Source organism: Streptomyces sp. NPDC001351 (genome assembly GCF_042896045.1).
Classification (GTDB): Bacteria; Actinomycetota; Actinomycetes; order Streptomycetales; family Streptomycetaceae; genus Streptomyces.
Genome location: NZ_JBIAWS010000009.1, coordinates 452098 through 472384 on the forward strand (window position 1 = coordinate 452098; position 20287 = coordinate 472384).

General features: G+C 72.3%; 21 protein-coding genes. 9 read left to right on the forward strand and 12 right to left on the reverse strand.

The window, feature by feature from the left end; genetic code table 11:
* Positions 1-48 precede the first annotated feature (48 nt).
* Both ACFY1U_RS32655 and ACFY1U_RS32660 read left to right on the forward strand, forming a co-directional pair.
* Positions 49-1692 carry a glycoside hydrolase family 13 protein gene (locus ACFY1U_RS32655; RefSeq protein ID WP_390697737.1) on the forward strand — a complete coding sequence of 548 codons (1644 nt, stop codon included), beginning with the start codon at positions 49-51 and terminating at the stop codon, positions 1690-1692.
* A gap of 94 nt (positions 1693-1786) precedes the next feature.
* Positions 1787-2383: a PAS domain-containing protein gene (locus tag ACFY1U_RS32660; RefSeq protein WP_390697779.1), complete on the forward strand. Its 597-nt coding sequence runs from the start codon at positions 1787-1789 to the stop codon at positions 2381-2383.
* Here the strand turns inward: ACFY1U_RS32660 and ACFY1U_RS32665 are convergent.
* Complete coding sequence (locus ACFY1U_RS32665; RefSeq protein ID WP_390697738.1) at positions 2335-3237, reverse strand: DUF3626 domain-containing protein; 903 nt, start codon at positions 3235-3237, stop codon at positions 2335-2337. The genes ACFY1U_RS32660 and ACFY1U_RS32665 overlap by 49 nt on opposite strands.
* Positions 3238-3303: 66 nt before the next feature.
* Positions 3304-4302 (reverse strand): zinc-binding alcohol dehydrogenase family protein, encoded by a 999-nt coding sequence (locus ACFY1U_RS32670; RefSeq protein ID WP_390697739.1) that lies wholly within the window; start codon positions 4300-4302, stop codon positions 3304-3306.
* Positions 4303-4439: 137 nt separating this feature from the next.
* Between ACFY1U_RS32670 and ACFY1U_RS32675 the strand changes: the two genes are divergently transcribed.
* On the forward strand, positions 4440-5033 hold the full coding sequence (locus ACFY1U_RS32675) for a CGNR zinc finger domain-containing protein (RefSeq protein ID WP_390697740.1): 594 nt from the start codon (positions 4440-4442) through the stop codon (positions 5031-5033).
* Positions 5034-5340: 307 nt separating this feature from the next.
* On the opposite strand, the gene ACFY1U_RS32680 is transcribed toward ACFY1U_RS32675, so the two are convergent.
* Complete coding sequence (locus ACFY1U_RS32680) at positions 5341-5934, reverse strand: TIGR03086 family metal-binding protein (protein ID WP_390697741.1); 594 nt, start codon at positions 5932-5934, stop codon at positions 5341-5343.
* 129 nt (positions 5935-6063) lie between these two features.
* Between ACFY1U_RS32680 and ACFY1U_RS32685 the strand changes: the two genes are divergently transcribed.
* From ACFY1U_RS32685 to ACFY1U_RS32695, 3 genes are all read left to right on the forward strand, one after another.
* Positions 6064-7335, forward strand: a complete 1272-nt coding sequence (locus ACFY1U_RS32685) for an aromatic acid exporter family protein (RefSeq protein ID WP_390697742.1) — start codon at positions 6064-6066, stop codon at positions 7333-7335.
* A 55-nt stretch (positions 7336-7390) separates the two neighbouring features.
* A complete protein-coding gene (locus tag ACFY1U_RS32690; protein ID WP_390697743.1) occupies positions 7391-8434 on the forward strand; it encodes a hypothetical protein in 1044 nt (347 codons plus the stop codon).
* A 113-nt stretch (positions 8435-8547) separates the two neighbouring features.
* Positions 8548-9789, forward strand: a complete 1242-nt coding sequence (locus ACFY1U_RS32695) for a lactonase family protein (RefSeq protein WP_390697744.1) — start codon at positions 8548-8550, stop codon at positions 9787-9789.
* Here ACFY1U_RS32695 and ACFY1U_RS32700 read toward each other — a convergent pair.
* Both ACFY1U_RS32700 and ACFY1U_RS32705 read right to left on the reverse strand, forming a co-directional pair.
* Positions 9757-10482: a DUF2470 domain-containing protein gene (locus ACFY1U_RS32700; RefSeq protein WP_390697745.1), complete on the reverse strand. Its 726-nt coding sequence runs from the start codon at positions 10480-10482 to the stop codon at positions 9757-9759. The two genes, ACFY1U_RS32695 and ACFY1U_RS32700, sit on opposite strands and share 33 nt — an antisense overlap.
* 83 nt (positions 10483-10565) lie before the next feature.
* Positions 10566-11174 (reverse strand): TetR/AcrR family transcriptional regulator, encoded by a 609-nt coding sequence (locus ACFY1U_RS32705; protein ID WP_390697746.1) that lies wholly within the window; start codon positions 11172-11174, stop codon positions 10566-10568.
* Between the two features lie 130 nt (positions 11175-11304).
* On the opposite strand from ACFY1U_RS32705, the gene ACFY1U_RS32710 reads away from it, so the two are divergent.
* Positions 11305-12843 carry a cytochrome P450 gene (locus tag ACFY1U_RS32710; RefSeq protein ID WP_390697747.1) on the forward strand — a complete coding sequence of 513 codons (1539 nt, stop codon included), beginning with the start codon at positions 11305-11307 and terminating at the stop codon, positions 12841-12843.
* Here ACFY1U_RS32710 and ACFY1U_RS32715 read toward each other — a convergent pair.
* Positions 12805-13641 carry a pentapeptide repeat-containing protein gene (locus ACFY1U_RS32715; RefSeq protein WP_390697748.1) on the reverse strand — a complete coding sequence of 279 codons (837 nt, stop codon included), beginning with the start codon at positions 13639-13641 and terminating at the stop codon, positions 12805-12807. The genes ACFY1U_RS32710 and ACFY1U_RS32715 overlap by 39 nt on opposite strands.
* Before the next feature lie 60 nt (positions 13642-13701).
* On the opposite strand from ACFY1U_RS32715, the gene ACFY1U_RS32720 reads away from it, so the two are divergent.
* Positions 13702-14130, forward strand: a complete 429-nt coding sequence (locus tag ACFY1U_RS32720) for a pyridoxamine 5'-phosphate oxidase family protein (RefSeq protein ID WP_390697749.1) — start codon at positions 13702-13704, stop codon at positions 14128-14130.
* Between the two features lie 13 nt (positions 14131-14143).
* Here the strand turns inward: ACFY1U_RS32720 and ACFY1U_RS32725 are convergent, their stop codons facing one another.
* Positions 14144-14923 (reverse strand): phosphotransferase enzyme family protein, encoded by a 780-nt coding sequence (locus tag ACFY1U_RS32725; RefSeq protein WP_390697750.1) that lies wholly within the window; start codon positions 14921-14923, stop codon positions 14144-14146.
* Positions 14924-15109: 186 nt separating this feature from the next.
* Positions 15110-15664: a GIY-YIG nuclease family protein gene (locus ACFY1U_RS32730; RefSeq protein ID WP_390697751.1), complete on the reverse strand. Its 555-nt coding sequence runs from the start codon at positions 15662-15664 to the stop codon at positions 15110-15112.
* Between the two features lie 231 nt (positions 15665-15895).
* On the opposite strand from ACFY1U_RS32730, the gene ACFY1U_RS32735 reads away from it, so the two are divergent.
* Positions 15896-16096, forward strand: coding sequence for a DUF5999 family protein (locus ACFY1U_RS32735; protein ID WP_390697752.1), 201 nt, complete (start codon positions 15896-15898; stop codon positions 16094-16096).
* A gap of 3 nt (positions 16097-16099) precedes the next feature.
* On the opposite strand, the gene sigJ is transcribed toward ACFY1U_RS32735, so the two are convergent.
* The 4 genes from sigJ to ACFY1U_RS32755 form a co-directional block, all read right to left on the reverse strand.
* The gene (gene sigJ, locus ACFY1U_RS32740; RefSeq protein ID WP_390697753.1) at positions 16100-16990 is read right to left on the reverse strand and encodes an RNA polymerase sigma factor SigJ; all 891 of its coding nucleotides are present in this window, start codon (positions 16988-16990) and stop codon (positions 16100-16102) included.
* Between the two features lie 35 nt (positions 16991-17025).
* Complete coding sequence (locus tag ACFY1U_RS32745; protein WP_390697754.1) at positions 17026-17769, reverse strand: PIG-L deacetylase family protein; 744 nt, start codon at positions 17767-17769, stop codon at positions 17026-17028.
* 44 nt (positions 17770-17813) lie between these two features.
* Positions 17814-19115 carry an alpha/beta fold hydrolase gene (locus ACFY1U_RS32750; RefSeq protein WP_390697755.1) on the reverse strand — a complete coding sequence of 434 codons (1302 nt, stop codon included), beginning with the start codon at positions 19113-19115 and terminating at the stop codon, positions 17814-17816.
* A 101-nt stretch (positions 19116-19216) separates the two neighbouring features.
* Complete coding sequence (locus ACFY1U_RS32755; RefSeq protein WP_390697756.1) at positions 19217-20242, reverse strand: LacI family DNA-binding transcriptional regulator; 1026 nt, start codon at positions 20240-20242, stop codon at positions 19217-19219.
* Positions 20243-20287 lie beyond the last annotated feature (45 nt).

A 20287-nucleotide genomic window follows, 5' to 3' on the forward strand; every position in this document is an offset into this window, starting at 1 on the left:
TTTCCCGACTGATGTACCCCCACTGATGTACGAGGAGTACACACCCATATGTCCACCAGCACCGCACCTTGGTGGCGCGACGCCGTCATCTACCAGGTCTACGTCCGCAGTTTCGCCGACGGCAACGGCGACGGCGTCGGCGACATCGCGGGCATCCGCTCCCGGCTGCCGTATCTGAAGTCGCTCGGCGTGGACGCCATCTGGATCAACCCCTGGTACAAGTCGCCGATGGCCGACCACGGTTACGACGTCGCCGACTTCCGCCGGATCGATCCGCTGTTCGGAACGGTCGCCGAGGCGGAGCAGCTCATCGACGAGGCGCACCGGCACGGCATCCGCGTGATCCCCGACATCGTGCCCAACCACACCTCCGACCAGCACGCCTGGTTCCAGGCGGCCTTGGCTGCCGGGCCCGGCAGCCCGGAGCGGGAGCGCTACGTCTTCCGGGCCGGCCGCGGCGCGGACGGCGCCGAGCCGCCCAACGACTGGGTGTCCTGCTTCGGCGGCCCCGCCTGGACCCGGCTGCCCGACGGGGAGTGGTACCTGCACCTGTTCGCCCCTGAGCAGCCCGACCTCAACTGGCAACACCCGGAAGTGCGGGCGGAGTTCGAGTCGATCCTGCGGTTCTGGTTCAGCCGGGGCGTGGACGGCTTCCGTATCGATGTCGCGCACGGGCTGATCAAGCATCCCGAGCTGCCCGACCTGCCGCCCCGCCCGGAGGTGGAGCCCGAGGGGCCGCGGCGGCATCTGGACCATCCGCACTGGGACCGGGACGAGGTGCACGACATCTACCGCGCCTGGCGCCGGGTGGCCGACGAGTTCCCCGGTGACCGCTCCTTCGTCGCCGAGGCCTGGGCGGACACACCGGAGCGGCTCGCCGCCTACGTCCGTCGGGACGGTCTGCACACGGCGTTCAACTTCGACTTCCTGATGTCGAGTTGGGACGCGAAGGACCTGCGGTCCGTCATCGACGACTCCCTGGCCATGCTCGGCGCGGTGGGCGCCCCGGCCACCTGGGTGCTGTCCAACCACGACGTGATGCGCCACCCCAGCCGCTACGGCCGCAAGGTGGTCCGGCGGTGGGTCGCCAACGAGCCCTACCGCCCCGAGGGGCCCGTGGATCTGGCCCTGGGCACCCGGCGGGCCCGGGCCGCCGCCCTGCTGATGCTCGCGCTGCCCGGCGGTGCCTACATCTACCAGGGCGAGGAACTCGGCCTGCCGGAGGTCGAGGACCTGCCCGAGTCCGTCCTCCAGGACCCGGTGTGGGAGCGGTCGGGGCACACCGACCGCGGGCGCGACGGCTGCCGCGTGCCGATTCCGTGGTCGGGGCGCAGTGCTCCGTACGGCTTCAGCCCGGAGGGCACGACGGCCGAGCCCTGGCTGCCGCAGCCGGACAGCTGGGCGGATCACAGCGTGGCCGCGCAGGACGGTGTCGAGGGCTCGATGCTGGAGCTGTACCGCGCCGCCCTGCGTCTGCGCCGCGGCCATCCGGCCCTCGGCGACGGCGGCCTGAGCTGGCTCGACGCCCCGGCCGGCGTCCTCGCCTTCCGTCGCGAGCCCGGCTTCGTGTGCGTGGTGAACCTCTCGGCGGAGCCGTACCGGCTGCCCGAGCACACCTCGGTCCTGCTGGCGAGCGGCTCACTCGACGACGGTCTGCTGGGACCGGATCAAGCGGCCTGGCTCGCCACATGATTGTGTAGTGCATGTAGTGCGTGTCGCCGTCGCGCGTGTCGCCGTCGTGCGGGGGCAGGAGGTCTTGGTGGAAGAGGGCCGTCGGGAGGCCGTGATGTGGCGCAATCGCGCCCTGACGCTCTTCGACCGGGTCTCCGTGCCCGTCGCGGTGTGCGACGCGTTCGGCGCCGTCCTGCTGGCCAACCCGGCGATGGCGGCCGAGTGCGGTACGACTCCGGGGCGGCTGCGCGGCCGTGATGTGCTGGAGCTGTTCCGGCCGCAGGACGCCACGCAGGTGGAGCGGATCGCGCAGGCGCTGCGGCTGCGGCACCGCTCGCGCTATCAGGTGTCGGTGTGCTGGGAGGGGCCGGGCGGCGGCGAGCGGTTCGGGGAGCTGACCGCCGACCCGGTCAGCGACACCGTGGAGGAGACGCCCGCCCTGCTGGTGATGCTGCGGGTCCGGGGCGAGCGCGAGCCGCTGGGTGAGGAGCCCGCGCGGGTGGCGCCGGTGGAGGCCCGCATCCTGGCGCTGCTCGCCCAGGGCGCCACCACCTCCAGGGCCGCCAAGGAATTGGGGCTCAGCGCGGACGGAGTCACCTATCACCTGCGGCGGCTGTCGGCGCGCTGGGGCGCGTCGAACCGTACCGAACTGGTGGCGCGCGCCTATGCGCTAGGCGTCCTGACTCCCGGGGTGTGGCCGCCGGGCGCATAGGCGGTGCCCGCCCCTTCGGGCGCGCCGAAGCGGGCGAGGGTGTGCCAGATCATCTTCAGGTCCTGCAGTTCGTGGCGGCCGGTACGGGCGGCGTCGCCGATGATCCGCGGGTCGACGTGGCCGTCCTGGGCGATGCGGGCGGCCAGCTCCATGTACTGCGCCCCGCGGTAGTCGGCGTGCTCCCGCAACTCCTCCACGCTCAGCCGGTAGCCGGGGTGCCACTCGACGGGGCAGGGCAGCAGACGGGCGGCGGCCTCGACGGGCGTGCCGCGGTAGCCGGCGTCCAGGACGAGCGCCTCCACGTGCGCGGCGAGCAGTACGCCGCCGTGGACCTGGGCCTCGATGTAGTCGTTGAGGGCGTCCTGCTCGTCGGCCTCGGCGAGCGCGATCAGCGACATGCCGGCGGCCACCCCGAAGTCGGTCGGCTCGGCCGCGCTGTCGGGGTAGCAGAAGGTGGTGCGGGCGAGGGCGTCGGCGGTGAGCCGGAAGTGCGAGGAGCCGAAGCGCGGGGCGGCGCCGACCACTTGGCGCCGGAAGTTCAGCGCGCCGTACACCGGCCTCTCGTGCGGGTCGGCGTCGTCGTAGGCGCCGCCGAAGATCCGGCTCTCCCAGCGCCAGCGGTCACCGCCGGGGTGCGCGGTGAGCCCGCCGTTGCTGGTGCCGGTGACGAACTGCGAGTGGTAGGCACCGTCCTGGGCCAGCGCCTGGAGGATCGGCAGCCCGCCGACCAGCCGGTCGGGGTGGAAGTTCAGCGTGATCCGCAGGTCGGGTCCGAGGGCCGGGCCCGTCGAGCGGGCGGCGACATGGCGCAGCGCCTGCCGCGCCCGCGGCGACCCGACATTCCCGAACTCCACCTGTTCCCCTCCCGAACCGGCCCCGAGCCCCCCGAGGAGCTCCCTGAGACCCCCTCATGAGATCACTCAGAGGTCGGCCACCGCCAGGACGATTTTGCCGCGGTTGCCGCGCCGCTCCAACAACTCGTGGGCGGTACGGGCCTGTTCGAGGGGCACGACGGTTTCGACGGGCACCCGGTACGCCCCGGAGGCAACGCGCTCGGCGAGTTCCCGCAGATCGTTGCGGGGGTCGTAGCCGTGGATCTGGAGGTTGGTGAGCTGGAAGCCGAGGATGGCGGCGTTCTTCGGGTAGAAGTCGCGGGTGTCGACTGTGCTCGGCTCCAGGGCGACATTGGCGAGGGCCACCACCCGGCCGCCATGGCCCACCTGGCGCAGACTGCGGGAGAACGCCCGGCCGCCGACGGTGTCGAGGACGACGTCGGCGCCACGGCCGTCGGTCAGCCGCAGCACCTCGTCGACCTCCGCGTCGTCGGGGTGGGCGGAGGTGTCGACGGTGACCTGGGCACCGAACTCCCCCGCCCAGGCCGCCTTTTCGGCCGATCCGGCGAGCGCGATGACCCGGGCGCCCGTCTCCGCGGCGATCTGCACGGCCGCGCTGCCCACTCCGCTCGCGGCCGCCTTCACCACCACCGTGTCCTGCTTGGTGACCCGGGCGAGGTGGCGCAGGCAGTACCAGGCGGAGAGCCAGGCGACGGGCAGGGTGGCCGCCTCCGTCAGGCCCACACCGGCCGGTAGGGCGGTGACCTGAGTGGCAGGCACTGCCGCCAACTCGGCGTAGAAACCGGGGGCATTGACCCCGTCCAGGGCCATGACCCGCTGCCCGGCCTCCAGACCGGTCACACCCTCCCCCACCGCCGCGACGACGCCCGCCGCCTCCACGCCGGGGATCAGCGGAGGGCGTCCGGCCCGGTGGTAGACGCCCTTCCTGATCAGCGCGTCGGCGCGGTTCACGCCCGCCGCCGCGATCCGCACCAGCACCTCGCCGGGCCCCGCCACGGGGTCGGGTACCTCGACCGGCACCAGCACCTCGGGCCCGCCGAACTCGTCGATCCGTACCGCACGCATACGCACCCGCTTCCTGCCACAGCCGCCCACGCGACTGACACCGGTTGAAGTGGTGTCACCTTCCAACACCACTTCAACCGGTGTCAAGGGGCCGCAGTCGCGGGCGACACCTCATGAACCGGTGTACGCTCTCCCGTATGACCGGCACCTCCGCGCCGCCCGCCGACCCGGCGCTCGCGTTCCCGTTCATCGGCGGCCGCCCCTGTCTGGACTTCGTGGCGACGCTCGGCCGTCGGCACGCGTCCGCTCCCCTGGAGCGACTCCCGGACCCGGCCGCGCTGGCCCGCTGGTTCACGGAGGCGGAGCTGGCCGCGGACGGCGAGCCCGTACGGGTCACCGCCCGGGACCTGACGGGCGCCCGCGACCTGCGTGAGGCCCTCTACCGCCTCGTGCGCACGTCGATGGCCGGGCAGGCCCCGGAGCCGGCCGACGTGGAGCTGATCAACGAGGCGGCGGCCCGCCCGGACCTCGCCCCGCAGCTGGGCCCGGTGCGCTGGACGGCCCGGCAGCCGGCCCGGGCCGCTCTGGCGACGGTCACCCGCGATGCCGTTCTCCTGGTGCGCGGCCCCTTGCTGGAGCGGGTCAAGGAGTGCGAGAACCCGGACTGCTCACTGCTGTTCCTGGACGACTCCCAGGCCCGGCGCCGCCGTTGGTGCTCCATGGACCGCTGCGGCAACCTCGCGAAGGTGGCCGGCTACCGGTCCCGGAGCCGGGGCGTCCCCGCCCGGTGATGGGGGATCAGGACGTCGCGGGCGCGGGCGAGCGCGAGGTCATAGGGGGCGTACGGGTGGCCGGTGCCGATGGTGCGGGTGGCCGGGCTGCCTCCCCCAGCGTCCAGCGGTGGATGGCGCCGCCCTGACCGGTGGCGGTGATCCAGCTCCTACCAGCCGTGGGACGCCTCGCCCGCGCCCACCGTCCGGGGGTCGACGATCATCCGGGCGAGAGCGCCGACGCCGGGCGGCAGGCGGCTGCGGCACGAACGTGGCTGATCGGGCTCTTTCTGCCGACTGTCGTCCCGACTGCGCCGCGCCGGGCGCGTCAGGACGCCGCAGGCGACCAGTGCGGGTCGCGGCCCAGGAAGGCGAGCAGTGCCTCGGCGCTGTCGTAGCCCGGCGCAACCTCGCGCGCGGGCGCGAACACCTGGTACGCGTCCCGGAGCTGATCGACGAGCCGCTCCGCCGCCGGCCGGATGCCCTCGGCGAGTTCACCGGTCAGCGGCCGGTCCTGGCCCGTGGCGACCGCGATGTCCCAGGCGTGCACGGCCGCGTCCATGGCGGCCGCCGCCGCGGCGAGCGGCACGGGCATGGGGCCCAGCGGAGTCGGCGCCTGCTCGGTGTCGGCGGGCAGTCCCGCGTAGGCGTCCGCCACCGCGCGCAGCACCTTGTCGAGCTCCGCCGCCGGATCTCCGTCGAGGGCGTCGGCCGGGTGGAACGGGTCCGATTCCGGGCGGCCGCCGGTGATCGCGAGACCGTAGGCCTGCTGGTCGATCCGCGCGTGGTTGAGGACCTGCCGTACCGTCCACTCGCTGCACGGAGTCGGCGCCGCCCACGCCGACTCCGGCACTCCGGCGACCACCTCGGCGAGATAAGCGTGCGCCCGCGTGAGAACCTCGATGCCCTGGGTGTGCTCCACGATTGTTCCCCTCCTGTCACCCTTCGACCGACATGAACAATCTAGGCTGCCTTGCGGACAGTTACGGTCCTCAATGAGACCGCTCTTCAGAGACCGGTCTTCAAGGACAGAAAGGGGCGCGGCCCGAGGATGCGAGTGGTACGTGAGTGGACGGCGTCTCTCGTGCGCTTTGTGAAGCGCCGCCGGGACCCGATGGTCGTACAGACCCTGCGGTCGGCTGCCGCGGCGACGATCGCGTACGTCGTCGCCCTGCGCCTCAGCCCCGAGCCCGCACCGCTCACCGCTCCACTGACCGCGCTGCTGGTCGTCCAGGTCACCCTGTACGCCACCCTCACCAACGGCATCCGCCGCGTGAACTCGGTCGTGGCCGGCGTCCTCGTCGCCATCGCCTTCAGCCTTCTGGTGGGTCTGACGTGGTGGAGTCTGGCCCTGCTGATCGTGGCCTCGCTGGCGGTGGGACGGATGGTGCGGGTCGAGGAGTACGTGCCCGAGGTGGCGATCAGCGCGATGCTGGTGCTCGGGGTGACGACCCACGGGAACACGGCCTGGGCGCGGGTGGTGGAGACGCTGATCGGCGCGGTCGTCGGGTTCGGCTGCAATCTGCTGCTGGCGCCACCCGTGTGGGTGGACGAGGCCGGCGAGTCGATCGAGGGGCTGGCCCGCCGGGTGCGCCGGCTGATGCTGCGCATGGGCGAGGAAGCCGCCGGCCGCACGCCCGTCGAGCGGGCGACGGAGCGGCTGTACGAGGCGCGCCGGCTGGATCACGACATCGTCGAGGTCGACGCGGCCCTGAGGCAGGCCGAGGACAGTCTGCGGCTCAATCCCCGCGTGCGGGAGGGTCTGCTGCACCGGGTGGTGCTGCGGACGGGGCTTGACACCCTGGAGATCTGCACGGTGGTGCTGCGGGTGCTGGCACGCACCTTCACCGACCTCGCCAAGGAACGCGATCCCGAGCCGCTGTTCGCGCCCGAGACGGGGGCCGCCGTTGAACTGCTGCTGTCGGAGATCGCCGACGCCGTGGTGAGCTTCGCGGTGCTGGTCACCAGCCACGTCAGTGTGAGCGCCGAGTCGGCGGAGTCCCGGCTGGCCGCGGAGCTGCGGCAGGCCGCGGCCACCCGCGACAAGCTGGCCCAGCTGCTCCTTGAGGAGGTCCAGCGCGACGCCCGCAGCTGGCAGCTGTACGGCGCCGTGCTGACCGAGGTCAACCGCATCCTCGACGAGATGGACACCGAGCACCGCTCGCGCCGCCTCTTCGAGGAGCTGGACCGCAACTCCCGCGAACAGCGCGAGCGGATGCCGCGGCTGACCAGGCTGTGGGAGAGCCTGCGCGATTCCGAGCGGCTGCGGGTTCCGGAGGTGCTGCGCAGGAACCCCGACAGCGCCGAGCGTCGTTCTAGATGACGGAGTCACCGGAGCGGCGTACGTGTCCGGGGCCGGACAGCAAGGGGGCGGGCGGATGACGGACCAGGGCGTGCGGATCGACGGGAACACCCTGCGGTTGCCGGGGGGTGTGGCGGTGCGGTTCGTGCGCACCCTGCGGCTGCCCGAGACGGGTACTCATCCCCTCCCGCCGGGCCTCGGCGAGTTCCCGGTCCGCCGGGTCGCGGACTTCCCGGACACGGTGCCCGAGCAGTGGCGTGCGCGGGGCGGTGTGATGCTGCCGGTGTATCTGCGTGAGGCGATGTGGCTGAGCTTCGGGGGGACCGTGGAACCGGCCGCCCTGCAGGTCGGAGTCGGCAAGGTGTGCGCGGTCTCGGGGAAGCCGTGGAGCGACCGGCTGTCCGGGAAACCGCAGAACTACCTCGTGCTGCCCCGGCAGCCCTGGCTGGACGGCATCAACTCCGGGAAGGGCACGGTCCGCCAGTTCGTGGCGGTGCCGCTGGGCCTGGGGGCGACCGTCGAGGGCCAGGTCGCGGGCGAGGAGACCTGGGGCGGCGTACAACTGCAGTCCTTCCCTCTCCGCGAAGGAAGGCTGGCCGAGTGGCGCGAGGAGGAGCGGCGCCGCTCCGAGCTGCGGCGGACGAGCAGGGCAGGCGGGGGCTACGGGGCGGCGCTGCCCATGGCGGCGCCCGCGCCGGGCGGCCCGGTGGCGGCTGCGGCGGGCGGTACGCGTCCCGCCGCGGCCATGGGACTCGGTGTCGGCGGTTCGATGCGGCAGGAGGTCTACCGGGACGACCGGCCGCTCGAGGACTGGGCCGAGGAACCCGCCGGGCGGGTGTTCGTGCACCTGGTGACGCCTCCGGAGTGGCGCCGCATCACCGGCGAGGCTCCCCCGCCGTCGCCTGTGAACCGTGCGGAGTACACCCGGGCCGGACTGCCCTGGTACGACTACTACGACCAGGACGCGGAGGATCTCGCCCCCACGGACGCGCTGGAGGGCGTGAAACCGGTCGGCGACTGGCTCGGCGACGACCACGAGCCCTGGCAGGATCCCGCGCCGCAGCAGGTCAAGCCGCTGAAGGACGCACCGGGCAAGCCGGTGGAGGACGGCGACTGGTAGAGCAGTACTCATTGCACCCTGCGCAACGCCCGTTGCCGTTCTTGCGGACACCAGCCGACACGGGCCATGGTGGCGTGTCACGAACGAGGCGAGCGACCACCTGAGGTGGGGACATGGGCAGTGGGACAGGAGCGGCGGGCGGCGGCTGGAGCAGGCGTCGCTTCGTCGGGGTGCTCGCGGGAGCGGCCGCCGTGACGGCCCTGCCGGCACCCGCGCCACCCAAGGACGCCGCCGCCCACACCTCCACGGCCCCCGACCGGGCGGCGCCCGCCGCCAAGCAGCCCTCCGCAGAGCCCACCGCCCCGCACCCGGCCGGGAAACCGAACGGCCCTCAGCCTCTCTACCTCGGTACCTACACCACGGTCGAGGGCGGTGGCACGGGCGTCGGCCTCGCCACGTACGACCCCCGGTCCGGCCGTATCACCGGCACCGGAACCCTGACGGGCATCGCCAACCCGTCGTATCTCGCGCTCCACCCGGACCGCCGCACGCTGTACACGGTGAACGAGCACGACGACGGCGCCGTGACCGCCGTGCGCCTCGCCGACCGCAAGATCCTGGGTGCCCGCGGCACCGGCGGGGCGGGGCCCTGCCACCTCTCCGTGCATCCGGGCGGCCGTTGGTTGCTGAGTGCCAACTACACGTCGGGCAGTGTGGCCGTGCACCCGATCGACGAGTCGGGCGCACTGGGCGAGCGCACGGATGTGGTCACGCACTCGGCTCCGGCACCGGGACCGGGCCAACAGGGCCCCCACGCGCACCAGTTCGTCACCAGCCCCGACGGCGGCCATGTGCTCGCCGTCGACCTGGGTACGGACACCGTCTACACCTACCGTCTGGACGAGCGCCGGGGCACCCTCACCGAGGTCGCGCAGGCGCACACCCGGCCGGGCGCCGGTCCGCGCCACCTCACCTTCCACCCCGGCGGACGGCACGCCTATCTGGCCAACGAGGTCGACAACACGGTCGCGGTCTGCGCGTACGAGCCCGCCACCGGACGGCTGACGATCGGCGAGCCGCAGTCCACGGGCTCCGGCCCGGGCACCAACTACCCGGCGCAGTTCCTGGTGACCGGAAACGGCTCCTACGCCTATCTCGCCAACCGCGGCGACAACAGCCTCGCGCGCTACGCGGTCGAGGCGGACGGCGCCCGGCTGCGGCTGCTCGGCACGGTGCCGGTCTCGGGTGACTTCCCGCGCCAGATCGCCTTCTCGCCGGACGGAAGTCTGCTGTTCGCGGCCAACCAGAAGTCCGGCACGGTCAGCGTCTTCCACGTGGACGGCAATAGCGGTGACCTGCGGCTCGCGAGCGAGCCGTTCGCCTCACCCGTCGCCGTCTGTGCGCTGCCGCTGTAGGGCGCGCGGGCAGGAGGCGGCGCCGGCCTGCGCGAGCAGCACGTGCATGCGTTCCGTGAGCTGTCCGACGTCGTCGGCGGGCGCGTGGAAGGGCAACCGTACGTCGCCGTGGGCGCGGTTGCGCTCGATGCGCAGCGTCAGGCCGTGCCGGTCGACGGCGACGGGCTGGACGCGGACCGCGCCGTGAAGACCTGCGTGGTCGACGAGCCGGGTGAGCCGCTCCACGGCGTCCGGGTGGCAGTCGGCGAGATGGGTGAGCAGCTGCGCCTCGGCGAGGGCGAGCGGGTCGGGTGCGGCGGCGGCGAACTCGTCGAGGTCGACGACCACGGCGCCGGACGACTGCCGCAGCACGATCCGGGTGGGCCGCAGCGCCAGGTGGCCGTCCTCGGGGAGGAAGTACCCGGCGAGCCAGAGCCGGGCGCGGATGCGGTGGCGTACCGGAACGGGTGCGACGTCGGCGAACTCCAGCACCGCATGGGGTTCGCCGCGGGGAGCGCAGATCGCGGCCGCGAGCAGGGCGCTGTCCTCCGGCACCTGCAGCAGCACCCGGCCGTCCTCGTCCACGCTGTGCGCGCCGACGAACTCCTCGCGGCCGCCGTCCGCGGTCACCGCGCAGGACCAGGCGGCGGCGAGTACCGACCGGGCCCGTTCGGCCGCGGCGGGCGCGGCCGTCCAGTTGGGGCTGTCACCCATCCCAAACCTCCTTAGGTAAGCCTTGCCTAACCTATCGAAGATCGGGGAGTACGCCAACCAGGGGGCGCCGAAGCGCGTGCGCCTCAGGGGGCGATGACGCCCAGCAGCGCCCGGGCGCACAGGTCGCGGACCTGCTCCCGGGTCAGATCCGAACCCCGCAGCCACTCCAGGCAGACGGCCGTGGTGAAGGCCAGCCAGCCGCGGACGGCCAGCTTGAGGTCGGGGCGCTGCTGTGCGACCGGGCCGAGTTCGGGGTCGGCGGCGAGCGTCGCCAGGATCTGCCGCTCCTGCGCGGCCAGTGCCCGCTGGTAGACCCGGCGGATGGCCTGGTCGCCCGCCGCGTCCGCGCGATGGAAGGCGCGGAAGCCGTGCGCGTGGGTGTGGACGTATTCCAGGAAGATGTCGAGTCCGGCGGCGAGCTGTTCGCGCGCCGGGACACCGGGCACGGCCGCCGTCATCTGCAGCATCCGTTCGCTCTGCCGCTCGACGACCGCGGCGAAGAAGTCCCGCTTGGTCGGGAAGTAGTGGTACAGCAGCCCGCGCGAGACCCCGGCGATCTCGGCGACCTGCTCGATCCACACCTCGTCGTACGGGCTCTCCGAGAACAGCCGCGCCCCCACCGACAGCAGCTGCTCCCGGCGTTCCTCGGTGCTGAGCCGGCGACGCGTGCGCTCGCCCTGGTTCGCGGCCATGCCCGCACTTTACTTGACGTCGGTTCAACAGCGGGATCAGACTGGAACCGCTATTGAATCCACGTACAACAGAGGCCCAAAACGGTTGTACGCCAGCTCAACCTGCCGCTGATTCAAGGGAGAACGCGTCATGGCGGAGACGACGTCGGGGGCCGGACCGGCGACACAGGCCGAGCTCCCCAAGGGGTTCCGGGGTGCCGAACAGGGCTGGCCCGAGCTGCACCGCATTCCGCATCCCCCGCACCGGCTCCCCCTGCTCGGCGATGTGCTCGGCGCCGACCGGCGCGCGCCCGTCCAGGACTCCATGCGCTACGCACGGCAGCTCGGGCCGATCTTCCGGCGCAAGGCGTTCGGCAAGGAGTTCGTGTTCGTGTGGGGCGCCGATCCTGCGGCCGACATGGCGGACGAGTCGCGCTTCGCCAAGCATGTCGGCCTCGGGGTCGCCAATCTGCGGCCGGTCGTCGGGGACGCGCTGTTCACGGCGTACAACCACGAGCCGAACTGGCAGCTGGCGCACGACGTCCTCGCCCCGGGGTTCAGCCGGGAGGCCATGGAGGGCTACCACCCGATGATGCTGGCGGTGGCCGAGCGGCTCACCGACCACTGGGACCGCGAGCTGGCGACCGGCCGGGCGGTGGACGTGCCCGGGGACATGACCAAGCTGACGCTGGAGACGATCGCGCGCACCGGGTTCGGGCACGACTTCGGTTCCTTCGAACGGCCCCGGCTGCATCCGTTCGTGACCGCGATGGTGGGCACACTGACGTACGCCCAGCGTCTGAACACGGTGCCCTCACCGCTGGCGCCGTTCCTGTTGCGGAGCGCCTCGCGCCGCAACGAGGCCGACATCGCGTATCTCAACCGCACGGTCGACGACCTGGTCCGGGCCCGCCGCGCGTCGGGTGATGGCGGGGACGGGGATCTGCTGGACCGGATGCTGGAGACGGCCCACCCCGCCACCGGGGAGCGGCTGTCCGCCGAGAACGTGCGCCGCCAGGTCATCACCTTCCTGGTGGCCGGCCACGAGACGACCTCGGGCGCGCTCTCCTTCGCCCTGCACTACCTCTCCCGGCACCCCGAGATCGCGGCCCGCGCCAGGGCCGAGGTGGACGCCGTCTGGGGCGACGCGGCGATGCCCGGCTACGACCAGGTGGCCAAACTGCGGTATGTGCGGCGGGTGCTGGACGAGGCGCTGCGGCTGTGGCCGACGGCGCCGGCCTTCGCCCGGGAGGCCCGCGAGGACACCGTGCTGGTCGGGGACCATCCGATGCGGCGCGGCGCCTGGGCGCTGGTCCTCACCGCGATGCTGCACCGCGACCCGGAGGTGTGGGGCAGCGACGCGGAGCGGTTCGATCCGGACCGCTTCGACCCGAAGGCCGTACGGTCCCGGGCCCCGCACACCTTCAAGCCGTTCGGTACGGGGGCGCGGGCGTGCATCGGGCGGCAGTTCGCGCTGCACGAGGCCACGCTGGTGCTCGGTCTGCTGCTGCGCCGCTACGATCTGCGGCCCGACCCGGGCTACCGGCTGCGGGTGACCGAGCGGCTCACCCTGATGCCGGAGGGGCTGCGGCTGCACCTGGAGCGGCGCAGCGTCGCCGCCGCGCCCGCGCCGGTCGTCGAGGAGGACCCGTCAGAGCTGCGCTGTCCAGTGCACCGGGCGGGTGAGTGAGTCCGGCAGTCGCGTGCCGACGCTGCCGCGGGCGGCGTTGAGCTGGGGCTGGGTGAGGAAGAAGGCGCCGGTCAGGTCGGCGTCGGTGAGATCGGCGTCGCGCAGGTCGGCGCCGATCAGGTCCGCGCCGCGCAGGTCGGCTCCGGTCAGGTCGGCGGCTATGAGGTAGGCGCCGCGGAGGTTCGCGCCGCGCAGGTCGGCGCCCTTGAGGCGGGCGCCCATCAGGTCGGCGCCGCGGCGGTCCTTCTTGCGGCCGCGGGCGCCGGTACCGGCCCGGACCAGCTCGCTGGTCTTCAGCAGGAGCACGTTGACGTCCTGCCGGTGCGCGCCCACGTCCAACGCGGCCAGCTGCTCGGGGGTCTGACGGGTGAGGTCCTCGGTCTTCTGCAGGGCGTGGCGCAGCTCGGCGTGGACCGGGCGGGCCGGGGGCAGGGCAAGGGCCTCGGTGAGGTACCAGAGCAGTTCGTGCAGCTGCCGTACGACGGGGAACACGTCGAACATGCGGCGGGCGTCCGCCCGCGAGGCAGTGCGCCAGTCCTGTCCGCCGAAGGTGACCTGCGAGACCTTCTGGCCCGCGCCGAAGCAGTCGTAGACCGTGCAGCCGCTGAAGCCCTGCTGCCGCAGCCGGGCGTGGATGCCGCAGCGGTGGTCCTCCCGCAGGTTCCGGCAGGGCGTGCCGGCCTGCTTGTCGATCGCGAAGTCGGCGGAGGCGGCGAACGGCAGGGCGACGCAGCAGAGACCGAAGCAACGCTCGCAGTCGCCGCGCAGCTCGGCCCGGTCGGCTGTCTGATCTGGCATGACGCCAAGCCTAACGGGGTGCGGCCGGGCACTGTCGGCAGCCGTACGTACAGTCGTCGTATGGCGCTTTCACGCGAAGAACGGGAAGGTTTCCTTGCTGAGCCGCATGTCGCCGCGCTGGGTGTCGCCGCCGGTGACGACCGGGGGCCGTTGGTGGTGCCGATCTGGTACGCCTACGAGCGCGGCGGGCTGCCGTGGATCCTCACCGGCGCGGACTCCCGGAAGATGACCCTGATCAGAGCGGCGGGCCGCTTCAGTCTGATGGTCCAGCGCACGGAGCCGACGACCCGGTACGTGTCGGTCGAAGGACCGGTCGCCGAAGTGACCGAAGGCAGCGGCGCACTCCACCGCGAGATGGCCGGGCGCTATCTGTCGGGGGCGGCACTCGACGAGTTCGTGGCTTTTGCCGAGGCCGAACTCGCCGATCACGTCGTGGTGCGTATGCGGCCGGAGCACTGGTTCGCCGCGGATCTGGGCACGACCGGATGACGGGCCGCGGCCGTCAGCCGGACAGCAGCGCCCGCTCCCACTGCTCCTGGCGCTCTTCGACGTACTCGGCATCCCCACGCCATGCGTCGCCGTGGCCTTCCGCCCAGAGTCTCGCCCACGGCTGATTGCCCCGGTCGGACTGATCTCGCAGGAAGTCGTGCATCGCTCGGGTGCGACGACCCAGCATCGGTACCAGGGTGCGCCGCTCTGTCTCGTCGAGTCCGTAGGCGTCGGCGAAGAGACGCAGACGGGCGGCGGCATCGGGGCTCTGCCAGTGGGGATGCGCGGACAGGGGCACGAAGCCGCGGATGGCGTAGGCGACGTCCCAGAGGCGGGAGCCGGGGGCGGCCGTGTCCCAGTCGATGAAGGCCCACTCTTCCTCGCCGCCGACCACGAGGTTCCACGGCGCCAGGTCCTGGTGGGCGATGATGTCGGCGCCCTCCGCGGGAACGAGCACCCGCCAGCGGGCGTCGGCCGGCGGCGTGAAGTCCTGTACGGCGTCGTGGAAGTCCCGGACCAGCCGGGCCACGCGGACCAGCCCCGCCGTCGGCTGCACCAAGGCGAACCGGTCGGGCCAGATCACCCCGCCCGGCACGAAGGTCAGCACCTCGCGCCCCTGGTCGTCGATCCCGAGGGGTCGCGGGGCCGCCCGGAAGCCGGCCTGGTGCAGGTGCGTGAGCAGGGCGTGCACCGCGGGCGTCCAGGGCCCCGCGGGCCGGCGGACGGTATCGCCGATGCGGACGACACCGTCGCTGACGTTCCCGCCCGACAGCGGCTGTTCGTCCTCGTGCACTGATCTCTCCTCCGGCGGGCGATGGTCCACGTCAAGGCGGCGGCTGTGCAGCATCGCAACAACTACATCTGTCATACTCCCGCAAGGCGATCGCGCCGGCCGAGGCGCAGGTCGAGCAGACCGGCTCGGGTCGGGCGTGGAGTCGCCTCGTTGGTCCTTGCGGAACACGGCTTCGATGAGCGGCGGTCATGACCCCACCCGCTTGCTCCGGTTCGGGACCTGGTGGCGGGCGGCTTCGGTGTTCCCGACCGTCGCGATGTTCTCGATGTTCTCGATGTTCTCGATGTTCTCGACCAGCTTCGTGATCTTCGCCTGCTTCGCCTTGATGCCGCGCGCTATGAGCCGCAGGTGAGCCGACGACTCGGGCACGGTCGACTCGAGCTCCTCCAACCGGCGCCGTTCGAGAGCGAGTTCCGTCCTGAGGCGCGCCGCGCGGTCGGGCGGGGCGGGCGGCGTCTCGCCGTTGAAGATCACGTTGTACTTGGGGCGTTCGCTCCAGACGGCCTCGCGTTCGGCTGCCTCCGCGTCGTCCGGGTACTCGATCCGTATCCCGACGACCTGCGATGCCCATGGCTGCTCCCGAAGATGCGTGCGCACACGAGTGAGCGGGGCGATCGAGATGCCGACGTACAGCAGGCCTTCCAGGCCGTACAGCCGGTACAGCGCCGTGCGGCCCGCGGTGTGCAGACTGCCCTCCTCGTCGAACAGGCCACGCAGGAACTGCGAATCGACGTCGGCCATGACGCCGCCCCCTTCGGCTCGACGCGCACCGCTTGTCCATGTCCCACGCTCCCACGCGGGTGTGACAGAGACTCCGCTCCGCGGAGCGCCTGGAAACGAGGCTGCGAAACCGAACCTCACCGATGAGTTTCCGGCGCTGTGGGGGTCTCCTCATTCAACGGAAAACAAGCTCGGCTATCACTGAGACGAGCCCACTTCAGGCGGGAGCCAGACCGATCGAGGAGAGAGACCATGTGCAGTCACCGGCCACCGTGCCCCACCGCGGACAGCCCGGACCACCACAGCGCCGTCATCCTGTCGGCCCACCCCGAACAGGGCTGGAGCCTGCTGTGCAACGGGACGATCGTGTTCGACGACACCGGTGAACTGCTGCCGGACGGGCGGGTCGTGGACCCGCACCGCACCCTGCGTCCGCTGGCCGTCGCCGCCTGACTCTCAGTCGAACGCGCCGAGGTCCAGACGGGCGAGCCGTTCCGGGTCGGCCAGGATGTGCAGGGCCACGATCCGGCCGTCGGAGACGGTGACGCCCATGACCGACAGCGGCCGTCCCTCGGGCGCGTTGACGACACCGATCTCCCCGTTGACCAGCACCACCCGAGCGAACTGCGCGAATTGCCGGAACAGCAGCGCCTGTTCCGCCACCGGCTTCGCGCCGCGCACCGTCTTGGAGGCGGCAGCGCCCCCGACCAGCGCACCGGAGTCGGCCCGCAGCACCACGTCCGGATCCAGGACGGCGACCAGCGCCTCGAAGTCACCGGCTCGGGCGGCCGCCATGAAGGCGTCGAGGACCTGCCGCTGTCTGCCGAGGTCGGGCTCCGAGGACGGTGTGGCTCCGCGCACCCGACGCCGGGCCCGGCTGGCCAGCTGTCTGGTCGCCGCGGAACTGCGCTCCACGATCGGCGCGATGTCGTCGAAGGGCACGGCGAACATGTCGTGCAGCACGAACGCCAGCCGCTCGGCGGGTTCCAGGGTCTCCAGGACCACCAGCAGGGCCAGGCCCACCGAGTCGGCCTGCAGGACCTCCTGCTCGGGGTCGATCTGCGATAGGGGTCTGATCACGGGATCGGGCACGAACGTCTCGTCGAAGGGATCCTCGCGGCGCGAGGCCCGGGAGCGCAGCATGTCGAGACAGATCCGGCCGACCACGGTGGTCAGCCAGCCGCCCAGGTTCTGGATGCCGTCCGCGTCGGAGCGGCTCAGCTTCAGCCAGCTCTCCTGGACGGCGTCCTCCGCCTCGGCGACCGAACCGAGCATGCGGTAGGCGACCGCCTTCAGATGGCCCCGGTGTTCCTCGAACCGGTCGGCCAGTGCGTCCGTGCCGCTCATGTGCTCCCCCTGTGCGTCCTGAACGTGCGGGTGATCTATCGGTTGAAGACCTCGAACGCGACCGCGGGCCGGCCCCCGAACCGCTCCCCCGTCGCCGTGGCGTTCGCCGTCAGGAATCCGCGGGCGTAGGTCTCCGGGTCCTCGTCGGTCAACGCCTCGATGTAGCTGCGGTGTTCGAGCAGCGAGTGCACCGCGCGTTCCAGTCCGGCCGAGGCGTCCGCCGCGTGTGTGGGCGAGGCGGAGCCTGCGACGGCGACCCAGCGGACGCCGTTCCAGGGCTCCAGGCCCTGTTCGACGAGTTCCGGGAAGATCCACCGGTTGCCGGCGTCGCCCACCGCGTCGAGCACGGCACGGCCGACCGCGACGTGGTCCGGGGTGTTCCAGGCGATGCCGCCCCAGGTGTCGCGGTGGTTGAGCGTGATCACCAGCTCGGGCCGGTGGCGGCGGATCGCGGCGGCGATGTCGCGGCGCAGCGCGGTGCCGTACTCGATCACTCCGTCCTTGTGGTCGAGGAACTCCACCTGCGTCACCCCCACCACCGCCGCGCTCGCCCGCTGCTCCCGCTCGCGCAGCGGACCGCACTTCGCGGGCTCCAGCGTGTCGATGCCCGCCTCACCGCGCGTGGCCAGTACGTAGACGACCTCGCGGCCCTCGTCGGTCCAGGCGGCGACGGCCGCCGAGCACCCGTACTCGAGGTCGTCCGGGTGCGCGACGACGGCCAGCGCGCGCTGCCAGTCGGCGGGCATGGGCTGCAACCCGGTGATCTTCGGCTCGGTCATGGTCGAAGACTAGTGGGTGACACCGACATCACTCCCGGTGAGTCTCATGCCTCGTCGCGCGTCAGCGCCAGCAGCCGGTCCAGCACCCGGGGTCCGCCGGCCCGTACCCCGTCGTGCTCGAACTCGTCGGTCACCCAGGTCCGCAGGCCGCGGATCGTGCGCGCCGTCTCGAGGGCGTGGGCCGTGTCGACGTACATGTCGTCGTGGTAGATCGCCGCCGCGACCGGGACCTCGTTGGCGGCGAGGCGGGCGCGGTCGTAGAGGGGCGGCCAGTCGGTGCGGGCGGCGAGCAGGTCGGCGGTCTCGCGCAGGGGGCGCAGCGCCGGGTCGCAGTCGAACATCCAGGGGTGGACGGACTCGCCGGTGAACAGGAGCGGGCTGTCGCCCGCGAGGGTCTTCGCGGCGTCGAACTGCGGGAACTCGGCGCGGACGCGTTCGGCGGACCAGGCGGTGGGGCGTTCGCCCTGGCCGTAGATCGCCTCGTGGACGAGGGCGTAGAGGGGGTGGCTCGCGTACGACAGGAGGTCCTGGGCCTGTTCCTGGAATGCGTCGGAGAGGACCTGGCCGTGCGGGGTGCGGACGAAGGCGTGTTCCAGCAGGTAGTGCAGGCGGTGGCTGCCCTCGCTGCCGCCGAGGACGATGCCGAGGGACTGGAAGGCCTCGGCGGTGAGCCGGTAGCCGTTGGGAAGGGTGACCTCGTGGGTGAGGAGGTGGTCGGCGATACGGCGGGCGCGCTCGACGTCCTGCGGGTAGCGGGCGTAGTGGGCGGCGACCTTGCGTTCGATGCGGGGGTAGGCGGCGCGGTAGACGTCGTCGGCGTGGGCGTCGAGGGAGGGCAGGCCGCCGGTGATCACGGCCGCGGCCAGGCCCTCGGGGGCGCTGGAGAGGTAGTTCACGGTGCAGAAGCCGCCGAAGCTCTGGCCGAGGACCGTCCAGGGGGCGCCGCCGGTGACCTCGGGGCGGATGGCCTCGCAGTCGCGGACGATCGCGTCGGCCCGGAAGTGCGCCAGGTAGTCGGCCTGTTGGGCGGGGGCGCCGCGCAGCGGGAGGGTCTGGCGGTTGGCGGGGCTGGAGTGGCCGGTGCCGCGCTGGTCGAGGAGGAGGACGCGGAACTCCTTGAGGGCGCGGCCCAGCCAGGACTGCCTGCCCACGAAACGGTTGGCGCCGAAGCCGGGACCGCCCTGCAGGTAGACCAGCCAGGGCAGGTTCACTTGCGCCTTGTCGCTCGCGACGACCTCACGGGCGTAGAGGTCGATCGTCTCGCCCGCCGGGTCGTCGTGGTCGAGGGGCACGGTGAAGTGGCGGTCGGTGAGGACGACGCCGGGCTGGCGGTAGGTGGCGGTCAACGGGTCTCCAGGGACGGACGGGTTTCGGACCGCGTCCCACTTCACCACATGTTCGTCCGGTGGCGGACCCCTGGGATCATGAAAACTTACTGACCGGGCGATCAGCGGGCGGACAGGCTGGAGCGTCGTACGACGAGCTCCGGCTGGAGTACGACACGACGGTGCTCGTGTCGCTTGCTCGCGGTCTCCGCCTCCGTCTCCTCCAGCAGCAGCTCGGCGGCCAGGGCGCCCATGGTGACGGCGGGCTGACGTACCGAGGTGAGCGGGACGGCCGCGGCGGCCGCGAACTCGATGTCGTCGTAGCCGACGATGGCGAGGTCGTCGGGGACCGTTATGCCTGCTGCGTACATGGCCTGCAGGACGCCGAGGGCGAGGAGGTCGTTGGCGCAGAAGACGGCCGTGGGGCGGTCGGCGAGGCCGAGCAGACGGGCGCCGGCGTCCCGGCCTGCGGCCACGTCGAGCCGTTCGGTGGGCAGTTCGCGCAGGCGGTCCGGTCCGAGGCCCGCCTCGGCGAGGGCGTTCAGGGCGCCGGTGCGGCGGTCGCGGACCTGGTTGAGGCCGGGCGGACCGCTGACGTAGGCGATGGTGCGATGCCCGGCGTCGACGAGGTGGCGCACGGCCAGAGCTCCGCCCGCCACGTCGTCGACGGAGACGGAGCACTCGGTGGTGCCCTCGGCGACCCGGTCCACAAGGACGAAGGGGATGTTGTGCCGCCGGAACGTCTCGATGTTGCGGCCGGTCGCGTCGGCGGGGGTCAGCAGCACGCCGCGCACCCGCTGCTCGGCGAAGAGGGAGAGGTACTCGGCCTCCTCGCCCGCGCTCTGGGCGCTGTTGCAGACCATGACGCCGAGCCCGGCGTCCCGTGCGGCACGCTCGGCGCCGCGCGCGACGTCCACGAAGAACGGGTTGCCCATGTCCAGGACGAGCAGCCCCATGATCCGGCTGCGGCCCGCGCGCAGCTGGCGCGCGGACTCGCTGCGGACGTAGCCGAGCCGGTCGATCGCGGACAGCACCCGGGCCCGGGTCTCCGTGGCGACCGTGTCCGGACGGTTGATCACGTTCGACACCGTGCCGACGGAGACTCCGGCGGCGCGGGCGACGTCCTTGATACCCACCGACTGGCTCATCGGGCAGGGACCTCCAGGGGACGTGATTCGGCCGGAATGCCTTCA

Bases quoted from the DNA above. Each gene is read 5' to 3' on its own strand.
- ACFY1U_RS32735 (WP_390697752.1), top strand. From the start codon at position 15,896: ATGTGCAGTCACCGGCCACCGTGCCCCACCGCGGACAGCCCGGACCAC.
- ACFY1U_RS32710 (WP_390697747.1), top strand. From the start codon at position 11,305: ATGGCGGAGACGACGTCGGGGGCCGGACCGGCGACACAGGCCGAGCTC.
- ACFY1U_RS32660 (WP_390697779.1), top strand. From the start codon at position 1,787: ATGTGGCGCAATCGCGCCCTGACGCTCTTCGACCGGGTCTCCGTGCCC.
- ACFY1U_RS32655 (WP_390697737.1), top strand. From the start codon at position 49: ATGTCCACCAGCACCGCACCTTGGTGGCGCGACGCCGTCATCTACCAG.
- ACFY1U_RS32730 (WP_390697751.1), bottom strand. From the start codon at position 15,664: ATGGCCGACGTCGATTCGCAGTTCCTGCGTGGCCTGTTCGACGAGGAG.
- ACFY1U_RS32670 (WP_390697739.1), bottom strand. From the start codon at position 4,302: ATGCGTGCGGTACGGATCGACGAGTTCGGCGGGCCCGAGGTGCTGGTG.
- ACFY1U_RS32695 (WP_390697744.1), top strand. From the start codon at position 8,548: ATGGGCAGTGGGACAGGAGCGGCGGGCGGCGGCTGGAGCAGGCGTCGC.
- sigJ (WP_390697753.1), bottom strand. From the start codon at position 16,990: ATGAGCGGCACGGACGCACTGGCCGACCGGTTCGAGGAACACCGGGGC.
- ACFY1U_RS32705 (WP_390697746.1), bottom strand. From the start codon at position 11,174: ATGGCCGCGAACCAGGGCGAGCGCACGCGTCGCCGGCTCAGCACCGAG.
- ACFY1U_RS32720 (WP_390697749.1), top strand. From the start codon at position 13,702: ATGGCGCTTTCACGCGAAGAACGGGAAGGTTTCCTTGCTGAGCCGCAT.
- ACFY1U_RS32745 (WP_390697754.1), bottom strand. From the start codon at position 17,769: ATGACCGAGCCGAAGATCACCGGGTTGCAGCCCATGCCCGCCGACTGG.
- ACFY1U_RS32685 (WP_390697742.1), top strand. From the start codon at position 6,064: ATGCGAGTGGTACGTGAGTGGACGGCGTCTCTCGTGCGCTTTGTGAAG.
- ACFY1U_RS32675 (WP_390697740.1), top strand. From the start codon at position 4,440: ATGACCGGCACCTCCGCGCCGCCCGCCGACCCGGCGCTCGCGTTCCCG.
- ACFY1U_RS32715 (WP_390697748.1), bottom strand. From the start codon at position 13,641: ATGCCAGATCAGACAGCCGACCGGGCCGAGCTGCGCGGCGACTGCGAG.
- ACFY1U_RS32700 (WP_390697745.1), bottom strand. From the start codon at position 10,482: ATGGGTGACAGCCCCAACTGGACGGCCGCGCCCGCCGCGGCCGAACGG.
- ACFY1U_RS32755 (WP_390697756.1), bottom strand. From the start codon at position 20,242: ATGAGCCAGTCGGTGGGTATCAAGGACGTCGCCCGCGCCGCCGGAGTC.
- ACFY1U_RS32690 (WP_390697743.1), top strand. From the start codon at position 7,391: ATGACGGACCAGGGCGTGCGGATCGACGGGAACACCCTGCGGTTGCCG.